At 60.3% G+C, this 18,594-nt stretch carries 16 protein-coding genes; 12 read left to right on the top strand and 4 right to left on the bottom strand.

Going from position 1 to position 18,594, the window contains the following annotated elements:
• Positions 1-87: 87 nt before the first annotated feature.
• Positions 88-636 (bottom strand): HdeD family acid-resistance protein, encoded by a 549-nt coding sequence (locus HGP17_RS00670; RefSeq protein WP_168804996.1) that lies wholly within the window; start codon positions 634-636, stop codon positions 88-90.
• A 148-nt stretch (positions 637-784) separates the two neighbouring features.
• On the opposite strand from HGP17_RS00670, the gene betI reads away from it, so the two are divergent.
• The 5 genes from betI (at position 785) to HGP17_RS00645 (ending at position 6,827) form a co-directional block, all read left to right on the top strand.
• Positions 785-1,372 carry a transcriptional regulator BetI gene (betI, locus tag HGP17_RS00665; RefSeq protein ID WP_168804995.1) on the top strand — a complete coding sequence of 196 codons (588 nt, stop codon included), beginning with the start codon at positions 785-787 and terminating at the stop codon, positions 1,370-1,372.
• Positions 1,373-1,376: 4 nt separating this feature from the next.
• Positions 1,377-2,018: a glutathione S-transferase family protein gene (locus tag HGP17_RS00660; protein ID WP_168804993.1), complete on the top strand. Its 642-nt coding sequence runs from the start codon at positions 1,377-1,379 to the stop codon at positions 2,016-2,018.
• Positions 2,018-3,481 carry a betaine-aldehyde dehydrogenase gene (betB, locus tag HGP17_RS00655; protein WP_168804991.1) on the top strand — a complete coding sequence of 488 codons (1,464 nt, stop codon included), beginning with the start codon at positions 2,018-2,020 and terminating at the stop codon, positions 3,479-3,481. Before HGP17_RS00660 ends, betB begins: the two co-directional genes overlap by 1 nt.
• Positions 3,482-3,639: 158 nt before the next feature.
• A complete protein-coding gene (gene betA, locus HGP17_RS00650; RefSeq protein ID WP_168804989.1) occupies positions 3,640-5,292 on the top strand; it encodes a choline dehydrogenase in 1,653 nt (550 codons plus the stop codon).
• Positions 5,293-5,465: 173 nt separating this feature from the next.
• Complete coding sequence (locus HGP17_RS00645; protein WP_168804987.1) at positions 5,466-6,827, top strand: chloride channel protein; 1,362 nt, start codon at positions 5,466-5,468, stop codon at positions 6,825-6,827.
• Between the two features lie 36 nt (positions 6,828-6,863).
• On the opposite strand, the gene HGP17_RS00640 is transcribed toward HGP17_RS00645, so the two are convergent.
• Positions 6,864-7,310, bottom strand: a complete 447-nt coding sequence (locus tag HGP17_RS00640) for an Rrf2 family transcriptional regulator (RefSeq protein WP_168804985.1) — start codon at positions 7,308-7,310, stop codon at positions 6,864-6,866.
• A 491-nt stretch (positions 7,311-7,801) separates the two neighbouring features.
• Here HGP17_RS00640 and HGP17_RS00635 point away from each other — a divergent pair, with 491 nt between their 5' ends.
• From HGP17_RS00635 to cysN, 3 genes are all read left to right on the top strand, one after another.
• The gene (locus HGP17_RS00635; RefSeq protein WP_168804983.1) at positions 7,802-8,539 is read left to right on the top strand and encodes a phosphoadenylyl-sulfate reductase; all 738 of its coding nucleotides are present in this window, start codon (positions 7,802-7,804) and stop codon (positions 8,537-8,539) included.
• Between the two features lie 126 nt (positions 8,540-8,665).
• Positions 8,666-9,619 (top strand): sulfate adenylyltransferase subunit CysD, encoded by a 954-nt coding sequence (cysD, locus tag HGP17_RS00630; protein WP_168804981.1) that lies wholly within the window; start codon positions 8,666-8,668, stop codon positions 9,617-9,619.
• Position 9,620: 1 nt separating this feature from the next.
• Complete coding sequence (cysN, locus tag HGP17_RS00625; protein WP_168804979.1) at positions 9,621-11,111, top strand: sulfate adenylyltransferase subunit CysN; 1,491 nt, start codon at positions 9,621-9,623, stop codon at positions 11,109-11,111.
• Positions 11,112-11,196: 85 nt separating this feature from the next.
• Here cysN and hisC read toward each other — a convergent pair whose 3' ends face one another.
• Complete coding sequence (gene hisC, locus HGP17_RS00620; protein WP_168804976.1) at positions 11,197-12,255, bottom strand: histidinol-phosphate transaminase; 1,059 nt, start codon at positions 12,253-12,255, stop codon at positions 11,197-11,199.
• A 161-nt stretch (positions 12,256-12,416) separates the two neighbouring features.
• Complete coding sequence (locus HGP17_RS00615) at positions 12,417-13,340, bottom strand: LysR substrate-binding domain-containing protein (protein ID WP_168804974.1); 924 nt, start codon at positions 13,338-13,340, stop codon at positions 12,417-12,419.
• Positions 13,341-13,504: 164 nt separating this feature from the next.
• Between HGP17_RS00615 and HGP17_RS00610 the strand changes: the two genes are divergently transcribed.
• The 4 genes from HGP17_RS00610 (at position 13,505) to HGP17_RS00595 (ending at position 18,583) form a co-directional block, all read left to right on the top strand.
• Positions 13,505-15,067 (top strand): MFS transporter, encoded by a 1,563-nt coding sequence (locus HGP17_RS00610; protein ID WP_168804972.1) that lies wholly within the window; start codon positions 13,505-13,507, stop codon positions 15,065-15,067.
• Positions 15,068-15,270: 203 nt separating this feature from the next.
• On the top strand, positions 15,271-15,636 hold the full coding sequence (locus tag HGP17_RS00605; RefSeq protein ID WP_246703937.1) for a hypothetical protein: 366 nt from the start codon (positions 15,271-15,273) through the stop codon (positions 15,634-15,636).
• A 424-nt stretch (positions 15,637-16,060) separates the two neighbouring features.
• The gene (locus tag HGP17_RS00600; RefSeq protein ID WP_168804970.1) at positions 16,061-17,122 is read left to right on the top strand and encodes a porin; all 1,062 of its coding nucleotides are present in this window, start codon (positions 16,061-16,063) and stop codon (positions 17,120-17,122) included.
• Between the two features lie 402 nt (positions 17,123-17,524).
• Complete coding sequence (locus HGP17_RS00595) at positions 17,525-18,583, top strand: 3-deoxy-7-phosphoheptulonate synthase (protein WP_168804968.1); 1,059 nt, start codon at positions 17,525-17,527, stop codon at positions 18,581-18,583.
• The last annotated feature ends 11 nt before the right edge of the window (positions 18,584-18,594 follow it).

Raw genomic sequence — 18,594 nt, 5'->3', positions numbered from 1 at the left:
TCTGCCCGTCAGGCAGAAGCAGGAGATTACTGCCGCTCACGCTTCTTGTCAAAAAATAGCACCGCGTTATCCGAGCCGACCAAGCGCCTAGCGACGGAGAACAAGGCCGAACACCACGAGTGTCCACCCCTGGAAAATCAGATCGAACGCCAGGAAAAGACCTAAAATCCAGAGACTGTTTCCGGGCCATCCGACCATGATGGCGATGCCGGCGACGGCGGTTGCCAAGCCGCTGACAATGATCCAGAACCAGCCCGGCAACGGCTTCAACCTGCGGCCCACCCATACGCGAAACGTACCGGCAATCACCAGCGCGATGGCAAGGAAGAGGGTCAGCGCTTCCGAAGCCAGCAGCGGATTTGCAAAGGCAAGGATGCCGGCAAGCGTGTATAAAATACCGCTCAGCACCCAAAAGACGACGTGCTCCCATCCCCTCATTTGAAACGCATGAGCGAGATGAACGATGCCGCCAATCAACATCAGCATGCCGACATAATAGACCGACGCCACCGTGGCGACGAGCAGATTGCCGAGCGCTATAGCCCCACAGATCAGCAGCAGCAGTCCGAGCCCGGCAAACCAGCCCCATTTTTCATGCATGACGGATGGTGGAACTTCGTCGAAACTATCAACCATGACTGCACCTCCTCCTCTCAATGAGTATGGCGCAGATCTTCAGCTTGAAAAGAGCGGCGGATTCATCAGGGGGTTAGGCGTGCATCATTTTTTTATTGATTGATCAGTCAATCAAAAATACAATCCCTTCAAGATTGGGGATTGATGCATGCCGAAAGTCGGAATGGAGCCGGTGCGCCGCAAGGCGCTGGTGGATGCTGCGATGCGCGTGATCGGCGATCACGGCTCGCTGGCTGTCACCATGTCCGAAATCGCCAAGCAGGCAGGCGTTTCTCCGGCACTGGCGCATCACTATTTCGGCAGCAAGGAGCAGTTGCTGATCGAGACTGTCCGCGTGAATCTACAGCGGCTGCGCGACAGCGTGGTGACGGCGCTCCGCGAGGCGAAAACGCCGCGCGAAAAGCTGTCTGCGGTCATCCGCGTCAGCTTCCAGGCGGATCAGTTCGCGCCTGAGACGATTGCCGCCTGGCTCGCCTTCTATGCCGAGGCGCAGCGCTCGGAAGAAACGCGCCGCTTTCTCGTCATCTACGCGCGCCGCCTGCATTCGAACCTCGTCGCCAATCTCAAGGCTTTGTGCGCTGCCTCCGATGCCACGCGCATCGCCGAGGGCGCAGCTGCCATGATCGACGGCCTCTATATCCGGCAGAGCTTGCGGTCGGCGCCGATCAGTACCGATGCGTCGATCGCACTGACGGAGGATTACCTGACGACCAACCTGAACGCGGTGAAAGGCTGAAGCCATGCTGACCGTCTGGGGTCGCAAATCGTCATCCAACGTACAGGCGCTGATGTGGTGCATCGGTGAGCTGGGTCTCGCCTATGAGCGCATCGATGCCGGCTTCACCTATGGCGTCAACAATACTCCCGAGTTTCTGGCGATGAACCCGAACGGCACCGTTCCGGTGCTGCGCGATGGCGATGACGAACCCTTGTGGGAAACAGGCGCGATCCTGCGTTATCTCGCCACGCAATATGGCGACGATACCTTCTGGCCCAAGGGTGCACGACAGCTCGCCCAGGTCGACAAATGGGCAGAGTGGGCCAAGATCAACGTTGCCCAAGGCTTCACCGGTCCGATCTTCTGGCGCGCGGTGCGTACGGCGCCGGCCCTCAAGGATGAAAAGGCGATCGCCACGGGCATCGCCGCGCTCGCTGCGAAGCTAGACATCGCCGAGTCGCAGTTCGGACGGCATCGCTTCCTCGCCGGCGATAATCTGACGCTGGCCGACATCCAGTTCGGGCATGTTCTCTATCGCTATTTCGAGATCGACATCCAGCGCCCTGCCCATCCGCGGCTTGAGCGTTACTACGAAAACCTGACCGAGCGGCCTGCCTTCCAAGAGCATGTCATGGTGTCCTACGAAGAATTGAGGGTTTTATAATGCGCGCACAACCGAAGGCCTCGCATTTCATCGACGGCGAATATGTCGAGGACGCTGATGGCTCTCTTATCGAAAGCATCTATCCCGCGACCGGCGAGGTAATCGCCCGCCTGCACGCCGCAACGCCAGATATCGTCGAACAGGCAATCGCTGCCGCCAAACGGGCGCAGCCGGAATGGGCGGCCATGAGCCCGACGGCGCGCGGCCGCATCCTGAAGCGGGCGGCCGAGATCATGCGCGAGCGTAACCGCGAACTTTCCGAGCTGGAGACGCTGGATACGGGCAAGCCAATCCAGGAGACCATCGTTGCCGACCCGACTTCGGGCGCCGACAGCTTCGAGTTCTTCGGTGGCGTCGCAGCAGCCGGCCTCAACGGCTCCTATATCCCGCTCGGTGGTGACTTCGCCTATACCAAGCGCGTGCCGCTCGGCGTCTGCGTCGGCATCGGCGCATGGAACTACCCGCAGCAGATTGCCTGCTGGAAGGGTGCCCCCGCGCTCGTTGCCGGCAACGCCATGGTATTCAAGCCCTCGGAAAACACGCCGCTCGGCGCGCTGAAGATTGCCGAAATCCTCATCGAGGCTGGCCTTCCCAAGGGCCTATACAATGTCATCCAGGGTGACCGCGAAACTGGGCCACTGCTCATCAATCATCCTGACGTCGCCAAGGTATCCCTGACCGGCTCGGTGCCAACAGGCCGCAAGGTCGCCGCTTCCGCCGCCGGCAATCTCAAGCATGTCACCATGGAACTCGGCGGCAAGTCGCCGCTCATCGTCTTCGAAGACGCCGATATCGACAGCGCCATCGGCGGCGCGATGCTCGGCAACTTCTATTCGACGGGCCAGGTCTGCTCGAACGGCACGCGCGTTTTCGTCAACCGCAAGATCAAGTCCGAATTCCTGAGGCGCCTGAAGGCCCGCACCGATGCCATGCTGATCGGCGACCCGATGGACGAGGCAACGCAGATCGGCCCGATGGTGTCCTGGGCGCAGCGCGAAAAGGTGCTCGCCTATATCGAAAAGGGCAAGGCCGAGGGCGCGGTGCTTTTGACCGGCGGCGGCATCCCGAACAATGTCTCCGGCGAAGGCTATTACATCCAGCCGACCGTGTTCGCCGATGTCACTGACGACATGACGATCGCTCGCGAAGAGATCTTCGGGCCTGTCATGTGCGTTCTCGATTTCGACGACGAGGCCGAGGTCATCGCCCGCGCCAACGCAACCGAATTCGGCCTTTCCGGCGGCGTCTTCACCGCCGATCTGACCCGCGCGCACCGCGTCGTCGATCAGCTCGAGGCGGGCACGCTCTGGATCAACACCTACAATCTCTGCCCGGTCGAAATTCCCTTCGGCGGCTCCAAGCAATCCGGCTTCGGCCGCGAGAACTCGCTGGCGGCGCTGGAGCATTATTCGGAGCTGAAGACCGTCTACGTCGGCATGGGCCCGGTACAGGCGCCTTATTGATGCAACCTAGGGGCTCAACCTCGCCCTTCGAGGCCGCTTGTGGCGCCTCAGGGTGAGGTCGAGAGCAGCTAATCGCAAGCACGGACGATAATCCGCCTCATCCTGAGGTGCCGCCAAAGGCCGGCCTCGAAGGATCGAGACGGCCACAGGAGATGAGTATGGAACAAGCAGATTTCGTCATCGTCGGCTCGGGTTCGGCCGGTTCCGCCATGGCTTCCCGCCTGTCCGAGGACGGCAAGCATTCGGTCATCGTTCTGGAGTTCGGCGGCAGCGACTTCGGCCCATTCATCCAGATGCCGGCCGCCCTTGCGTGGCCGATGAGCATGGACCGCTACAATTGGGGCTATCTCTCCGAGCCCGAACCAAACCTCAACAATCGCCGCATCACCGCTCCGCGCGGCAAGGTGATCGGTGGCTCCTCCTCGATCAACGGCATGGTCTATGTGCGTGGCCATGCGGAAGACTTCAATCGTTGGGAATCGCTCGGCGCTCAGGGCTGGGGCTATGCCGATGTTCTGCCCTACTTCAAGAGGATGGAGCATTCGCATGGTGGCGAAGAGGGATGGCGCGGCACGAACGGCCCACTGCATGTGCGCCGGGGCGACGCTCGCAATCCGCTCTTCCACGCTTTCATCGAAGCCGGCAAGCAGGCGGGCTTCGAGGCAACCGAGGACTATAATGGCAGGAAGCAGGAGGGCTTCGGCCTGATGGAGCAGACGACCTGGATGGGTCGGCGCTGGTCTGCGGCCACTGCCTATCTCAAGCCTGCCCTCAAGCGGCCGAACGTGCAGCTCATCCGTTGCTTCGCCCGCAAGGTCGTCATCGAAAACGGCCGCGCAACCGGTGTCGAAGTCGAACGGGACGGCAAGATCGAGGTGATCAAGGCAAACCGCGAGGTGATCGTCTCCGCCTCCTCGTTCAACTCGCCGAAGCTGCTGATGCTTTCGGGCATCGGACCGGGCCAGCATCTGCGCGATATGGGGATTGAGGTGAAGGTTGATCGACCGGGCGTCGGCGCCAACCTGCAAGACCATATGGAATTCTATTTCCAGCAGACGAGCCTGAAGCCGGTGTCGCTCTATTCCTGGCTGCCCTGGTACATGCAGGGCATCGCCGGCGCGCAGTGGCTCTTCTTCAAGAAGGGACTTGGTACGTCAAATCAGTTCGAAGCCTGCGCCTTTCTGCGCTCGGCGCCGGGTGTCAAGCAGCCGGATATCCAATATCACTTCCTGCCTGTCGCCATCAGCTATGACGGCAAGGCGGCCGCCAAGAGCCACGGCTTCCAGGTGCATGTCGGCTACAACCTGTCGAAATCGCGCGGGAACGTCACGCTGCGCTCCTCCGATCCGAAGGCCGATCCGGTCATCCGCTTCAACTATATGAGCCACCCGGAAGACTGGGAGAAATTCCGCCATTGCGTGCGCCTCACCCGCGAGATCTTCGGGCAGAAGGCCTTCGACGATTATCGCGGCGCGGAAATCCAGCCGGGAGCAAACGTCCAGACCGACGACCAGATCGACGCCTTCCTGCGCGAGCATCTGGAAAGTGCCTATCACCCCTGCGGCACCTGCCGTATGGGCGCGAAGGACGATCCGATGGCGGTCGTAGACCCCGACACCCGCGTCATCGGCGTCGATGGCTTGCGCGTCGCCGACAGCTCGATCTTCCCGCATGTGACCTACGGCAACCTGAACGGCCCTTCGATCATGACCGGCGAGAAGGCCGCCGACCATATTCTCGGCAAGCCGAGGCTCGCGCGCTCGAACCAGGAGCCGTGGATCAATCCGCGTTGGGAGATGAGCGATCGCTGATAGCCGAGAGATGAACATAATAGGTTGACGTCGATGCTTAGGGGGCGCAAAGAGACCTTCAGCAAAGTGAAGCTCTGTAAGACAGTGTGACTATCTTAAGACGTCGTTTTTAAGCAGATTGCCAGAACAGAGTCCGTAAAGACCCGTCCATCAATCTGCTGGTCACACGCCCCATGCCCCCAATCTACCGCAAGTCCAAGCTGCTCCGTCGTTCCCGTGTCATCTGGGGCTCGTTCAATCTCTGGCGGCCGCGTCTGGTTTTCTGGACCGGGGCTCTGGCGATCGGCGTGATCAGCGTTGGCTTTGCGAAGCTGGCGGATTTCGCGCAGAAGGCTTTTACAGGCGTCACCCAATCAGGCGAATGGACCTGGCTGCTGCCGTTGCTGCTCACCCCGCTCGGTTTCGTTCTGTCGGCCTATCTGGCGGCAACCCTCTTTCCCAATTCGCAAGGCAGCGGCATTCCGCAGGCGATCGCGGCGCGACACCTGCATCACGACGAGGATCGCACCAAGCTGCTCTCCCTCAAGCTTGCCTTCGGCAAGATTGTGCTGACAATATTGGGTCTTTTGAGCGGCGCCTCGATCGGTCGCGAAGGACCGACTGTGCAGGTCGGCGCCTCCTTCATGTTGGCCGTTGCCCGCTTCGGCGGCATGGCGCAGGCAAAGGGGCTGATCCTTGCCGGCTCGGCAGCGGGTATCGCGGCAGCCTTCAACACGCCACTGGCCGGTATCGTGTTCGCCATCGAGGAAATGAGCCGAACTTATGAATCCCGCGCCAACGGCCTGGTGCTGATGGCCGTCATTCTCTCAGGCCTTGCAGCACTCGGACTTTCCGGCAGCTACAACTATTTCGGCACGGCCGATGCCGCACCGACGATGCTGCGCGACTGGATCGTCATGTTGATCTGCGGTGTCGGCGGCGGGGCGCTCGGCGCGACGTTCAGCGGACTGGCGCTTTACGCCGGCATCCGCATCCGTCGCTGGGCGCAGCCGCAGCCGCTGCAGCGCATGCTGATCCTGGCCGGGTTCTGCGGTCTCGTGGTCGCGGCCGTCGGCGTCGTGACCGGCGGCCAGACATTCGGTACCGGTTACGACCAGGCCCGCGGCGCTGTGGAAGGACACGCCCTTCCCCTGCTTTTCTTTGTCGAAAAGCTGCTTGCGAGCTTCCTGTCGATGATCTCGGGCATTCCAGGCGGTATCTTCGCGCCATCGCTTGCGGTTGGGGCCGGCTTCGGCAGCACGGTCGGCACGCTGGTCGGCGGCAGCATCGCGCTCGCCGCGATCCTCGGCATGGCCGGTTATTTCGCCGGCGTCGTTCAGGCGCCGATGACGGCCTTCGTCATCATTCTGGAAATGACCGGCGATCACCAGGCCGTCATCCCGATCATGGCCGTTTCGATGATCGGTTATGTGACCTCGCGACTGCTGTCACGCGAGCCACTGTATCATGGGCTGTCGCGCGTCTTCATCGCGGCGGCCATCCGCGCCCGGCGGGCGATGGAAAAGGAAGGCAGCGAAGAGCACGCCGCCGGCTGACGGGCGACGCTTGGCCTTGAGAGACCGTCAGTTGTGTCAGGCCATGAGCCGCGTGACTTCGGCGCCTTCCGGCCGCTCGATCGCATCGGCGATCGTCGTCGAGAAGAGGACCTTGCGGGTCGCATCCGCCACCCGGGCGAAGACATGACGGATTTCGCAGGTCTGCTCACCATCGCAATCGTCACAGCGGCGATAGGCTGTCAGCGACAGACAGGGCAGCGGGGCCAACGGCCCATCGATGACCCGCAGGATCTCGCCGAACGTGATCTCGTTTGCCGGCTTTCGCAGGAGATAACCGCCCTGCTTGCCGCGACGGCTGATCACGATGCCCTGATGCTTCAGATCGAGGAGGATCTGTTCCAGGAATTTTTTCGGGATCTTCTGCTGAGTCGCGATGTCGGAAATCATCATCGGCTCGCCTGCCTCGGATTGAGCCAGGGCCGATAGCGCGCGCAGCGCATACTTTGCTTTCTGAGTAATCATTATCGAACCGCTTCACACACACATGCGATACGTTCGGCCGATCGATTCGGCCGGTCCGCTCCAGAACTCCTCAGCCCTCGTCCCCGGGCAATGTCGAAGCACTCACACCCATGGCGCAATGCCAGGAGACGCCAGCAACCCAGACTTGTCGTCGTTCTTCGTCGCTATGCCCATAGTTTAGCTCAAAATCCGCCGCAGCGCATCATTTCGGGCATCACTTCCGATTTCCATTTGACAAGCTATGTGTAACTCTACTATTTCTATAGACATTAAAGCAAGCGCTGAAACATGGATGACCGTGCAAAGCGCTTTCGATAAGCCGTAATTGACGGCAAAACGCCTTGGTTAACAGCCGAGGCGGTCGCTTTTCCTTATCGACGCTGCTTCATGGAGATATTTACCCTCCATCCGCGTGCTTTCGATATCTATTTTTCTGTCCGCGATCCTTCCGAGCTGCGATACTCCCGGCAACATAAGGACAGGATCCTCCCATGACTGCCATTACATCCATTGAAGACGCCGCGACGCTCAACAGCCAGCTCGCATCGCTCGATCTTGCTGGCCGTCTGTCCCTCGTCTCCAGCCTCGGTGGCCGCGTCGTCTTTACAACATCGCTCGGTATTGAGGACCAGGTGATCACGGCGGAGATCGGCAATCACCGCCTGCCGATCGAAGTTGCGACCCTCCAGACCGGTCGCCTTTTCCCCGAAACGCTCGCGCTGATCGACGAGACGAAAAGCCAGTACGATATCGATATCGTCAGCTACGAGCCGGAAAAGGCAGATATCGATGCCTATGCTGAAAAATACGGTCTAAACGGTTTTTATGAGAGTGTTGAAGCCAGGCATGCCTGTTGTGGCGTGCGCAAGCTGAAGCCGCTTGCGCGCGCTCTTTCAGGTGCCACCATCTGGATCACCGGCCTGCGCCGTGGCCAGTCCGCCAATCGCGCCGACACGCCATTCGCCGAATTCGATCCCGAACGGAATCTGATCAAGATCAACCCGCTCGCCGATTGGGATATCGATGTCATCCGCGCCTATGTCGCCGACAACAGTGTGCCGGTAAACCCACTGCACGCGCGCGGCTATCCTTCGATCGGCTGCGAGCCCTGTACGCGCGCCATCAAGCCGGGCGAACCTGAGCGCGCCGGCCGCTGGTGGTGGGAAAACGACGAGAAGCGCGAATGCGGCCTTCATGTCCATGAAGAAGGCGCCGCCGCCGCACAATAAAATACCCGCCAGTTCCTGAATTCCGATACAAGGCGCGTCTTATACGCCGCCGATCTCTCGGGAACCAACGCATCCATCTTTCCGGCCAAGCTTCGGTCGGCACACTTGAAAGTTCTGGAGTCATCAATGCCCGATAGCCGTCCTGATACGGAAATCTCCAATCCGCAAAGCACCAAGCCGCCGCTCGACCCGCATCTGAAAGCACTGGAAAACGAGTCCATTCATATTTTCCGCGAGGTTGCCGCCGAATTCGAGCGCCCCGTGATGCTCTATTCGATCGGCAAGGATTCGTCCGTGCTGCTGCATCTGGCGCGCAAGGCGTTCTATCCCGGCCGCGTGCCCTTTCCGTTGCTGCATGTGAACACCGGCTGGAAATTTGCCGAGATGATCGCGTTCCGCGACAACATCGTCAAAGAATATGATCTCGATCTGATCGAGCACATCAATCCGCGCGGCAAGGCCGAGAACATCACGCCTTTCACGCATGGCTCGGCGCGCTACACCGACATCATGAAGACGGAAGCCCTGCGCCATGCGCTCGATGCCGGCCAGTTCGACGCGGCCTTCGGCGGCGCCCGCCGCGACGAAGAAGCCTCGCGCGCCAAGGAACGCATCTATTCCTTCCGTACGCCTGACCATCGTTGGGATCCGCGCAACCAGCGGCCGGAACTCTGGAACGTGTACAACGGCCAGATCCGCAAGGGTGAGAGCGTGCGTGCCTTCCCGCTCTCCAACTGGACCGAAGTCGATATCTGGCGCTACATCCAGGCCGAAGAGATCCCGATCGTGCCGCTTTATTTTGCGGCAAAGCGGCCCTTCGTCGAGCGCGACGGAATGATGATCATGGCGGCCGATCCGCGTCTCGAATTGCTGCCCGGCGAGGTGAAGCGTGAGGAGCATATCCGCTTCCGTACGCTCGGCTGCTTCCCGCTGACGGGCGCCATCCGCTCGACGGCCACGACGCTGGAAGAGATTATTGCAGAGCTGGAAATTGCCACGGTTTCCGAACGCCAAGGTCGCGCTATCGACCGCGACCAGTCTGGCTCCATGGAAAAGAAGAAGCGCGAAGGATATTTCTGAGATGACCGTAAACGCAAACGTCGTTACGATTCCGGCTGCCGGACTGGCCGCCGAGCCTGCCAAGGCCGTTCGCGACTCGCGCCCGCTTCGCCTGATTACCTGCGGCAGCGTCGATGACGGCAAGTCGACCCTGATCGGTCGTCTCCTCTGGGATACCAAGGCAGTCAAGGAAGACCAGGCCGCCACGCTCCAGCGCGATTCCACCGGCAAGCAGAACGATCTCGGCCTGCCCGATTTCGCATTGCTGCTGGACGGACTGCAGGCCGAGCGCGAACAGGGCATCACCATCGATGTCGCCTATCGCTATTTCTCGACCGACAAGCGCTCCTTTATCGTCGCCGACACGCCCGGCCACGAGCAGTATACCCGCAACATGGCGACCGGCGCTTCGACCGCCGATCTCGCCGTGCTGCTGATCGACGCTCGCATGGGCATTCTCGAACAGACCCGCCGCCATGCAACGATCGCCTCGCTGCTCGGCATCAAGCAATTCGTACTGGCCATCAACAAGATCGACCTGACGAACTACGATCGCGCCGGTTTCGAGAAAATTTCCAACGACTTCCGCGAATTTGCCCTGTCGCTCGGCGTCAAGCAGATTACGGCCATCCCGATGTCGGCGCTGAAGGGCGAAAACGTCGTTTATTCCGGCAAGGCTGCCATGCCTTGGTACACTGGCCCGACGTTGGTCGAAACGCTGGAGCTGGCAACCGTTCGCTCAGCGCAGACGGTCGGCTTCCGCCTGTCCGTGCAGCGTGTCTCGCGCCCCGGCGAAAGCTTCCGCGGCTATCAGGGCACGGTTGCCGGCGGCTCGGTCAAGCCGGGCGACAGCGTGATGATCCTGCCGTCGGGCATGGTCGCCAATGTCTCGAAGATCGTGACCTTCGATCTCGTGCGCAATGCAGCGGTTGCGGGTGACGCCATCACGCTCGTTCTCGATCGCCAGGTGGATGTGTCGCGCGGCGATATGATCGTTGCGATCGACAGCCAGCCGCAAACTGGTCTTTCCTTCGATGCGCAGATCGTCGCACTGCAGCCTGAGGGCATCGAACCCGGCAAGCGCTACTGGCTGAAGAGCGGCAGCCGCCGCCAGCGGGTTCAGGTGCAGCCGATTGCCCAGCTTGAACTCAAGACGGGCGCCTGGGCTCCGGCACAGGCGCTCTGGATGAACGCCATCGGCAAGGTTCGCCTTTCCTTCGACGAGGCCGCCGTATTCGATCCGTATGACCAGAACCGCTCGACCGGCTCTTTCATCCTGATCGATCCGGAAACCAACAACACGGTCGCTGGCGGCATGATCACCGGCAAGCGCTCGGATGTTGGCGGCCTTCATAAGGACGGCCAGCGCGTGCTCCTGTCCCTGCCGGCCGATCTCGCCGAGCAGATCATGGCGAGTGAGCTTTTCGCCAGCCGCCGCGACGAGACGGATGTGCGTCGCGTGACCTCCGCACAGGCTGCGGAGATCTGGGCCAATGCGGCCAGCGACATCTGATCGCCCGCTTCATAGCTGAAAGCAAAGAGGCCGACATCGATCGGCCTCTTTCTTTATGAACTCGTGACGGTTTCTGTCCTTGCCGTTAGCTCAATATCTCGCCGAGCGCGGCCAGCAGGCGATCGCATTCGGCGTCGGTGCCGATGCTGATGCGCAGAAAGTCGGCGATGCGGGTAGACGAGAAGCGCCTGACCAGCACCGACCGGCTCCTAAGTTCGGCTGCCAGATCCGCGCCGGATTTGCGCGGATGTCTCGCAAATACGAAATTTGCCGACGAGGGAAGCACTTCGAAACCGAGTTGCTTCAGTCGATCGCCCAGACGCTCCCGACTGGCAATGACCATTGCGCGATGGCGATCGAACCACTCTTGATCTTCCCAGGCCGCAACGGCGCCTGCAAGCGTGAGCCTGTCGATGGGATAGGAGTTGAAGCTGTCCTTCACCCGCTCGAGAGCCTCGATCAGCGGGCGTTGCCCAACGGCAAAGCCGACGCGAAGCCCGGCCAGCCCCCGGGATTTCGAGAAGGTCTGGATGACCAGCAGATTGGGGTATTGGCGCACAAGCGGAATGGCGCTCTCGCCGCCGAAATCCACATAGGCTTCATCGATAACAACAACCTGATCCGGATGTTCCTTAACGAGCGCCTCGATCTCGGACAAAGGCAGGCCGATTCCCGTGGGCGCATTCGGATTCGGCAGGATGATCGCGCCGCAAGGCCGGCGATAATCCTCCACTCGGACGCGCATCTCGGAATCGAGCGGTACTTCCTGGAATTCGACCCCGTAGAGCCGGCAATAGGTCGGATAAAAGCTGTAGGTGATGTCGGGGAACAGCAGCGCTTGATCGTGATTGAGCAGCGCCTGGAATGTGTGCGCCAGCACCTCGTCTGACCCGTTGCCGATGAACACCTCGCTCTTGTCGAGACCATGGCTTTCAGCGATCGCAGCACGCAAACTCTGTGCGGTCGGATCTGGATAAAGGCGAAGCGTATCGGCAGTTGCCTTCGCAATCGCCGCCAGCGCCTTCGGTGATGGGCCGTATGGGTTTTCGTTTGTGTTCAGCTTGACGATGTCGCTGATGGCAGGCTGCTCGCCGGCCACATAGGGCGTCAAGGAATGAACAATAGGACTCCAGAAGCGGCTCATCGTAAGTTCCAAATTCTAGCGGCCGAGGATTCCGGCCGATGCTGATAACGCCCGCACCGTTGCAAAAACAGCGTTTCACGGCAACAGCTTAAAGGCGTTTTGCTGAAAATATGCCGAGCGGAATGATCGCGGGCAACGTGGCCTTGACGCCGGTTGCGCGACTACGCCGCGGCCATGCCCGGCAGCAGATCACAGTTGTTGGAAAAGAGACGCTCGCTCAAGAAATCGACGAAAACACGGACCTTGGGCGACAGATGGCGGCTGGACGGCCAGAGCAGATGAAAGTGACCCGGCTCATCGACAAAATCGCCAAGAACGATCTGGAGCACGCCGTCAACAAGCGAACTGCCCACCAGGAAATCCGGCATGCAGCCGATGCCGAGACCGGCGACGGTGGCGCCGCGCACCGCCTCCATATTGTTACAGGACAGTGCCGTCTGCATGCGCAGCTCCGGCTCTCCCTCCGGCAAGGTCAACGGCCAGTCCTGCAGTTTGCCACTGTTGGGATAGCGAAAGCGCACGGCCAGATGCTGATCCAGCGCTCGCGGGCAATGCGGCACGCCATGGCGCTCCAAATAGCGCGGGGCAGCGCAAAGCAGCATGCGGAAAGGCCGCAGGGTGCGCGAGATCAAGCGCGAATCCGGCAGATCGCCGCTGCGGATCGCGACGTCGACCCCTTCTTCGATGAGATCGACGATACGGTCGTTGAAATCGATATCGAGTTCGACCTCGGGATAGCGCTCCACGAATTCCGGCACCACCGGCAGCAGGAAGTGGTAGCTGATGATGGGAACGCTCACACGCAGCTTTCCGCGCGGCATGGCCACGGCCTGTGCAAGAGAGGCCTGGGCGCCGTCCAGATCATCGAGCACACGCCGGCAGCGCTCGTGAAAAAGACGGCCCTCCTCGGTCAGCCGAATGCTGCGTGTGGACCGTTGAAGCAACCGAACACCGAGCTGGCGCTCCAGGTTGCTGACAGCCTTGCCGACAGCAGAGGCTGAAAGACCGAGCACCCGGCCGGCGGCGGTGAAACTGCCGAGATCCGCCGTCCTCACAAAAGCATTCAAGCCACTCAGACGATCCACGGGCACTCCATTCGAGCGTTTTCTTCCGGTATATGTGGAGTTATAGCCTTATTATCATGAGATTACAGCAAAACTATCTTGCTTGGGTCATTCAAACCCGTGAGCGACGGCATCCTGTCCAAGAACGCTCATCGTTCGCCCGCATCAAATCGAATGGAAATCCGATGCCCCCCAGCAAGACAAGGGTCGCAAGTCCGACCGAGAAATTTTTTGTGCTCGTCGCGGTCTGCTGCGCCGCAGCGGCCATGCCGCTCACATTCACCGGCCCAGCCGTCGCGCTACCGGCCATCAGCCGCACGCTTGGCGGTAGCCCCATCGCGCTCAACTGGGTCACCAACGCCTTCATGCTGACGTTCGGCAGCAGCCTGATGGCGGCAGGCGCTCTGGCCGACAGCTTTGGCCGCCGACGTGTTTTTCTCGCCGGTGTCGCCTGCTTCGCGCTCTTTTCGGCGGGACTGGCCTTCGCAGGCAACATCGTCTGGTTCGATATATTGCGAGCCTTGCAGGGGCTCGGCGCGGCGGCAGCCTTCTCAGGCGGCATGGCGTCGCTTGCACAGGAATTCGATGGCGCGGCCCGCATGCGGGCGTTCTCCATCGTCGGCTCCAGCTTCGGGATCGGCCTCGCCTTCGGACCGATTGCATCCGGACTGATGATCGATGCCTTCGGCTGGCCTTCGATTTTTCTGCTCGTCGTCGGCCTGGCGATACTCTCTCTTGCGCTCAGCGCATATTTCCTGCGCGAATCCCGCGATCCTGAAGCGGCGGGGCTCGACTGGGCCGGCGCCCTCACCTTTACGCTCGCTCTCACCCTTTTCACCTATGGAGTGCTGCGCGCACCCGAAACCGGCTGGAGCGATCTGCTCGTCGTTGCCCTCCTTGCCGGCGCGGCCATCCTGTTTCTCGCCTTCGGCATCATCGAACGCGTTGTGAAGCGACCGATGCTGGATCTCAGCCTCTTTCGCTATCCCCGGTTTGTCGGCGTGCAATTGCTGGCGGCCGCGCCCGCCTATGCCTTCGTGGTGCTTCTGATCCTGCTGCCGGTGCGCTTTGTCGGTATCGAAGGCATGAGCGAGATCGGTGCCGGCCGCATGATGGTCGCGCTGTCGGCACCGCTTCTCATCCTGCCGATCGTCGCCGGCTTTCTCACTCGCTGGTTCAGCCCGGCAACGATCTGCGGCACAGGCCTTCTTGTTTCGGCCGCAGGACTTTTCTGGCTCAGCCATTTCACCACCGGCTCCGCGCCGTCGGCATTGATCGGTCCGCTGTTGACGATCGGCGTCGGGATCAGCCTGCCGTGGGGCCTGATGGACGGTCTTGCGGTCAGCGTCGTTCCGAAGGAGCGCGCGGGCATGGCGACGGGCATCTTCAGCACGACCCGCGTTGCCGGCGAAGGTGTTGCACTTGCGGTGGTCAGCGCCATCCTGTCCGCCTTCATTCAATCGCGGCTCGGGACTGCCGCGGGCGAGCATGCATCGGCGGCGGCGCAGCGGCTGGTGACCGGCGATGTTGTCGCCGCAGCTTCGAGCGTGCCGGCAATCGGCCACGACGCGCTGATCCTGGGCTATGGCAATGCCTTCAGCGCCTTGCTCTGGCTGCTGACCGCGATCACCGTCATCACTGCGATCGTCGTCTTTTCCTTCCTCGGCCGAGGATCATCCGATGCGCAGGCCGATGAAACGGCGCCGTTGATGGAAGAGGAAGAAGCGCTCTGCGTCTCAAAGGCGTGATGCGCCCATATGTCGGCCGGACAAGACCTCCGGCCGGCATGGCAACGCGGCTAATCGAAGGCGGAAAGACGTCGGAAAGATTTTGCGTCGCAACAGAATGTTTCGCAGCCACATAAAATGTGCGCACCGAAATGCCATCCGCCTCGATGTTTGAAACGGTACGATACTGGCGTTTAAACGTCTCGCTGCTATAGCATATCCTCATGATATCAGACCGGTTTTTGAAGATCATCGCATGGACCTATATCGCGGCACTCGTTGCCGTGACCTTTGCGCATCTCAACTGGCAGGCTGCGCTGGGCAATCCGTTCGATATCTTCCGTGCCGGGGCTCTTTGCCTGGCGGGCATGCTCGCACGGCTCGCCTATCCGCAATCCCCCTCTTTCACCTGCCTTCTCATGATCGGCAGCGTTCTTGCCCTGTCCTTCTCACATTTCCTGGTGGACGGGAATTACGGCTCGACGCTTGATATCATCGTCGGCATGGCGAGCGGGCTTTGGGGGATCATGCTCGGTTCGGTCCTGAGCAAGCTGATTGTACCAGCGGCCAAGCGCACTCCATCCTACTGATAAAAGCGAACCTGAATTCGTCAGAACGCACGCCTCCGGTTAAGCCGGAGCGAGCCGTCGGCATGCACAACATTTAATTGCAAGCTTAGATTCCAGACTTTCCTATCGTTGCAGAAGTATATCCGGATGTTCTCAAAGATATACTTTGTCCCGTCCAATGACTATTGCGTGCCCAATATTATGGGATACTTACCATCTATGTTTGTGTATGTGGCAATCATGCAACTAAGTTTTTAAAATCACAAAAACGTCATCCGGAGAAAAATATATCATATAACTTTCTCGGTATTCGTCTTTAATAGCGACCAGAAGCGGGTGGGGCCCGTTTCTCCCGAGTCGGGGTTTTTAAACAGGGATGGGGTTAAGGCACGTCGATTTTTCGGCGCTATAGCCTGTGCCCAATCTATATTGGATTGGAGTTTTTATGAATATCAAGAGCCTTCTTCTCGGCTCCGCTGCCGCTTTGGCAGCCGTTTCCGGTGCTCACGCTGCTGACGCAATCGTTGCTGCCGAGCCGGAACCGCTCGAATACGTTCGCATCTGCGACGCGTACGGCGCTGGCTACTTCTTCATTCCGGGCACGGAAACCTGCCTGAAGATCGGCGGCATGGTTCGTACCGAAGGTAAGTGGTACAATGCTTACAACCCGGCTGACCGTTACGGCACCCTTTGGCACACCCGCGCTCAGCTGAGCATCGACACCGCAAGCGACACCGAATACGGTCCGCTGAAGACCAACACCATCTACCGTTTCGACTGGCAGGATGGCGGCGCAACCACCTCGAAGCTGCTGTTCGCAAACATCAGCCTCGGCGGCTTCACCGTTGGTAAGCTCGACTCGCAGTACAACCTGTACGTCGGCTACGCCGGCAACGTCATCAACGACGACGTTGTCTATGACGGCCCGTACGAACTCAACCAGTTGACCTACAACTACGACGCAGGCAACGGCTTCACCGCTGTCGTCTCGCTCGAAGATAGCAACTCCGGTTCGGGCGCCAAGGGCGTCAACGGCGAAGACAGCTCCAACCACTACGCTCCGGACGTTGTTGCCGGTGCTGGTTACAAGGCTGGCAACTTCGGCTTCAAGATCGTCGGCGGTTACGACTCGATCGTTGAAGAAGGCGCGATCAAGGCTCGCGTCGATGCCGACTTCGGCGTCTTCAAGGCCTTCGTCATGGGTGGCTGGAACACCGACGGCGACAAGCTGAACAAGTACGCAAGCTCGAACGGCACCGGCCCGGCCAAGACCATCGGCTGGGGTGACTGGGCTGTTTGGGGCGGCGTAACCGTTCCGTTCAACGAAAAGCTGCAGGCCAACGCTCAGGTTGCCTACACCGACTCGAAGATCTTCGCTGCTACCGCCAACCTGCGTTGGAACCCGGTCAAGAACCTCCTGGTTCAGCCGGAAGTTTCCTACACCAACTGGGACTCCATCAACCAGGACCAGTGGGCTGGCGTTCTTCGCTTCCAGCGTAGCTTCTAATACCTCGTTTACGAGATCTGATCTGACTTGACCCCTGATCGGATGGGGACTGGTCCGGCTTCCAGCGAAGTCGGACCGGTCTTTCCGAGGCAGGGGTTAATCTATTTTGGCAGCCCTTTCCCGACCGCGCTTACACTGGTGTGTTGATGCCGAATGGCGACACCATGAGCCGACTTCTCCGTTTCTCTTTGCCCCTCATCGACAACAAGCTTTTTTTGTCGTAGAGACAGCCTATGTCGAACGTTTACGCATATGCCTCGCGATTTTATTCGTACCGCTGCTTCCAGCGGAGCCGGGCCTGTGCGTAGTTAAACAAGACACGACAGCAAAGACCCGAACAGCCGCTAGTCTACCTGGCGGCTTTTTTGTCGCCACGGTAGGACCCCACAAGGAACCGATACCGTGTTGAATTCTACTGATGATTTGCGCATCCTCGAGATCACCGCGCTCACGCCGCCCTCTGGCATCATAGACGAAATCCCCCGCGATGCGGCCGTGACGAACACTGTCACCCAGGCCCGCAATGCCGTTCACAACATCCTGCGCGGCGAGGACGACCGCCTGATCGTCGTCATCGGCCCCTGCTCCATCCATGACCCGGAGGCTGCACGCGAGTATGCCGCGCGGCTGAAGGAACAGCGCGGTCGCTTCGCCGGTGATCTCGAAATTATCATGCGTGTTTATTTTGAGAAGCCGCGCACCACTGTGGGGTGGAAGGGCCTGATCAACGATCCGCACCTCGACGGCAGCTACCGTATCGAGGAAGGCCTGCGCATCGCCCGCAAGCTTCTGGTCGATGTCAATGAGATCGGCCTGCCTGCTGGTTGCGAATATCTCGATACGATCACGCCGCAATATATTTCAGATCTCGTCAGCTGGGGCGCGATCGGCGCTAGAACGACCGAGAGCCAGGTGCATCGTCAGCTGGCATCAGGTCTCTCCTGCCCCGTCGGCTTCAAGAACGGTACGAATGGCGACGTGCGCATCGCGCTCGACGCAATCATCGCCGCGTCACAGCCGCATCACTTCCCCGCCGTGACGAAGGAAGGCCTGGCGGCAATCGCCTCGACGCGCGGCAATGAGGATTGCCACATCATCCTGCGCGGCGGCAAGCAGACCAATTACGATGCGGCCAGCGTGCAGTCGACGGCGGAGCAATCTGAGAAGGTCGGGCTGGAGCCGCGCATCATCATCGATGCGAGCCATGCCAACAGCAGCAAGAATCCGGAGAACCAGCCGCTCGTCGTTGCGTCTGTCGCAGAGCAAGTCGCGGCGGGTGATCAGCGGATCAAAGGCATGATGATGGAAAGCAATCTGGTGGCCGGTCGCCAGGATCTCGTTCCCGGCAAGCCGCTGGTCTACGGCCAAAGCATCACCGATGGCTGCATCGACTGGCCGACCTCCGTGAAGACGCTGGAAGATCTGGCCAAGGCCGTCCAGGCTCGACGACAGGCGCGCTGATACCGCCTCCC

Source organism: Rhizobium sp. P38BS-XIX, from assembly GCF_012641435.1.
Lineage (GTDB): Bacteria > Pseudomonadota > Alphaproteobacteria > Rhizobiales > Rhizobiaceae > Rhizobium.
This window is presented reverse-complemented; position numbering and strand designations above follow the sequence as displayed.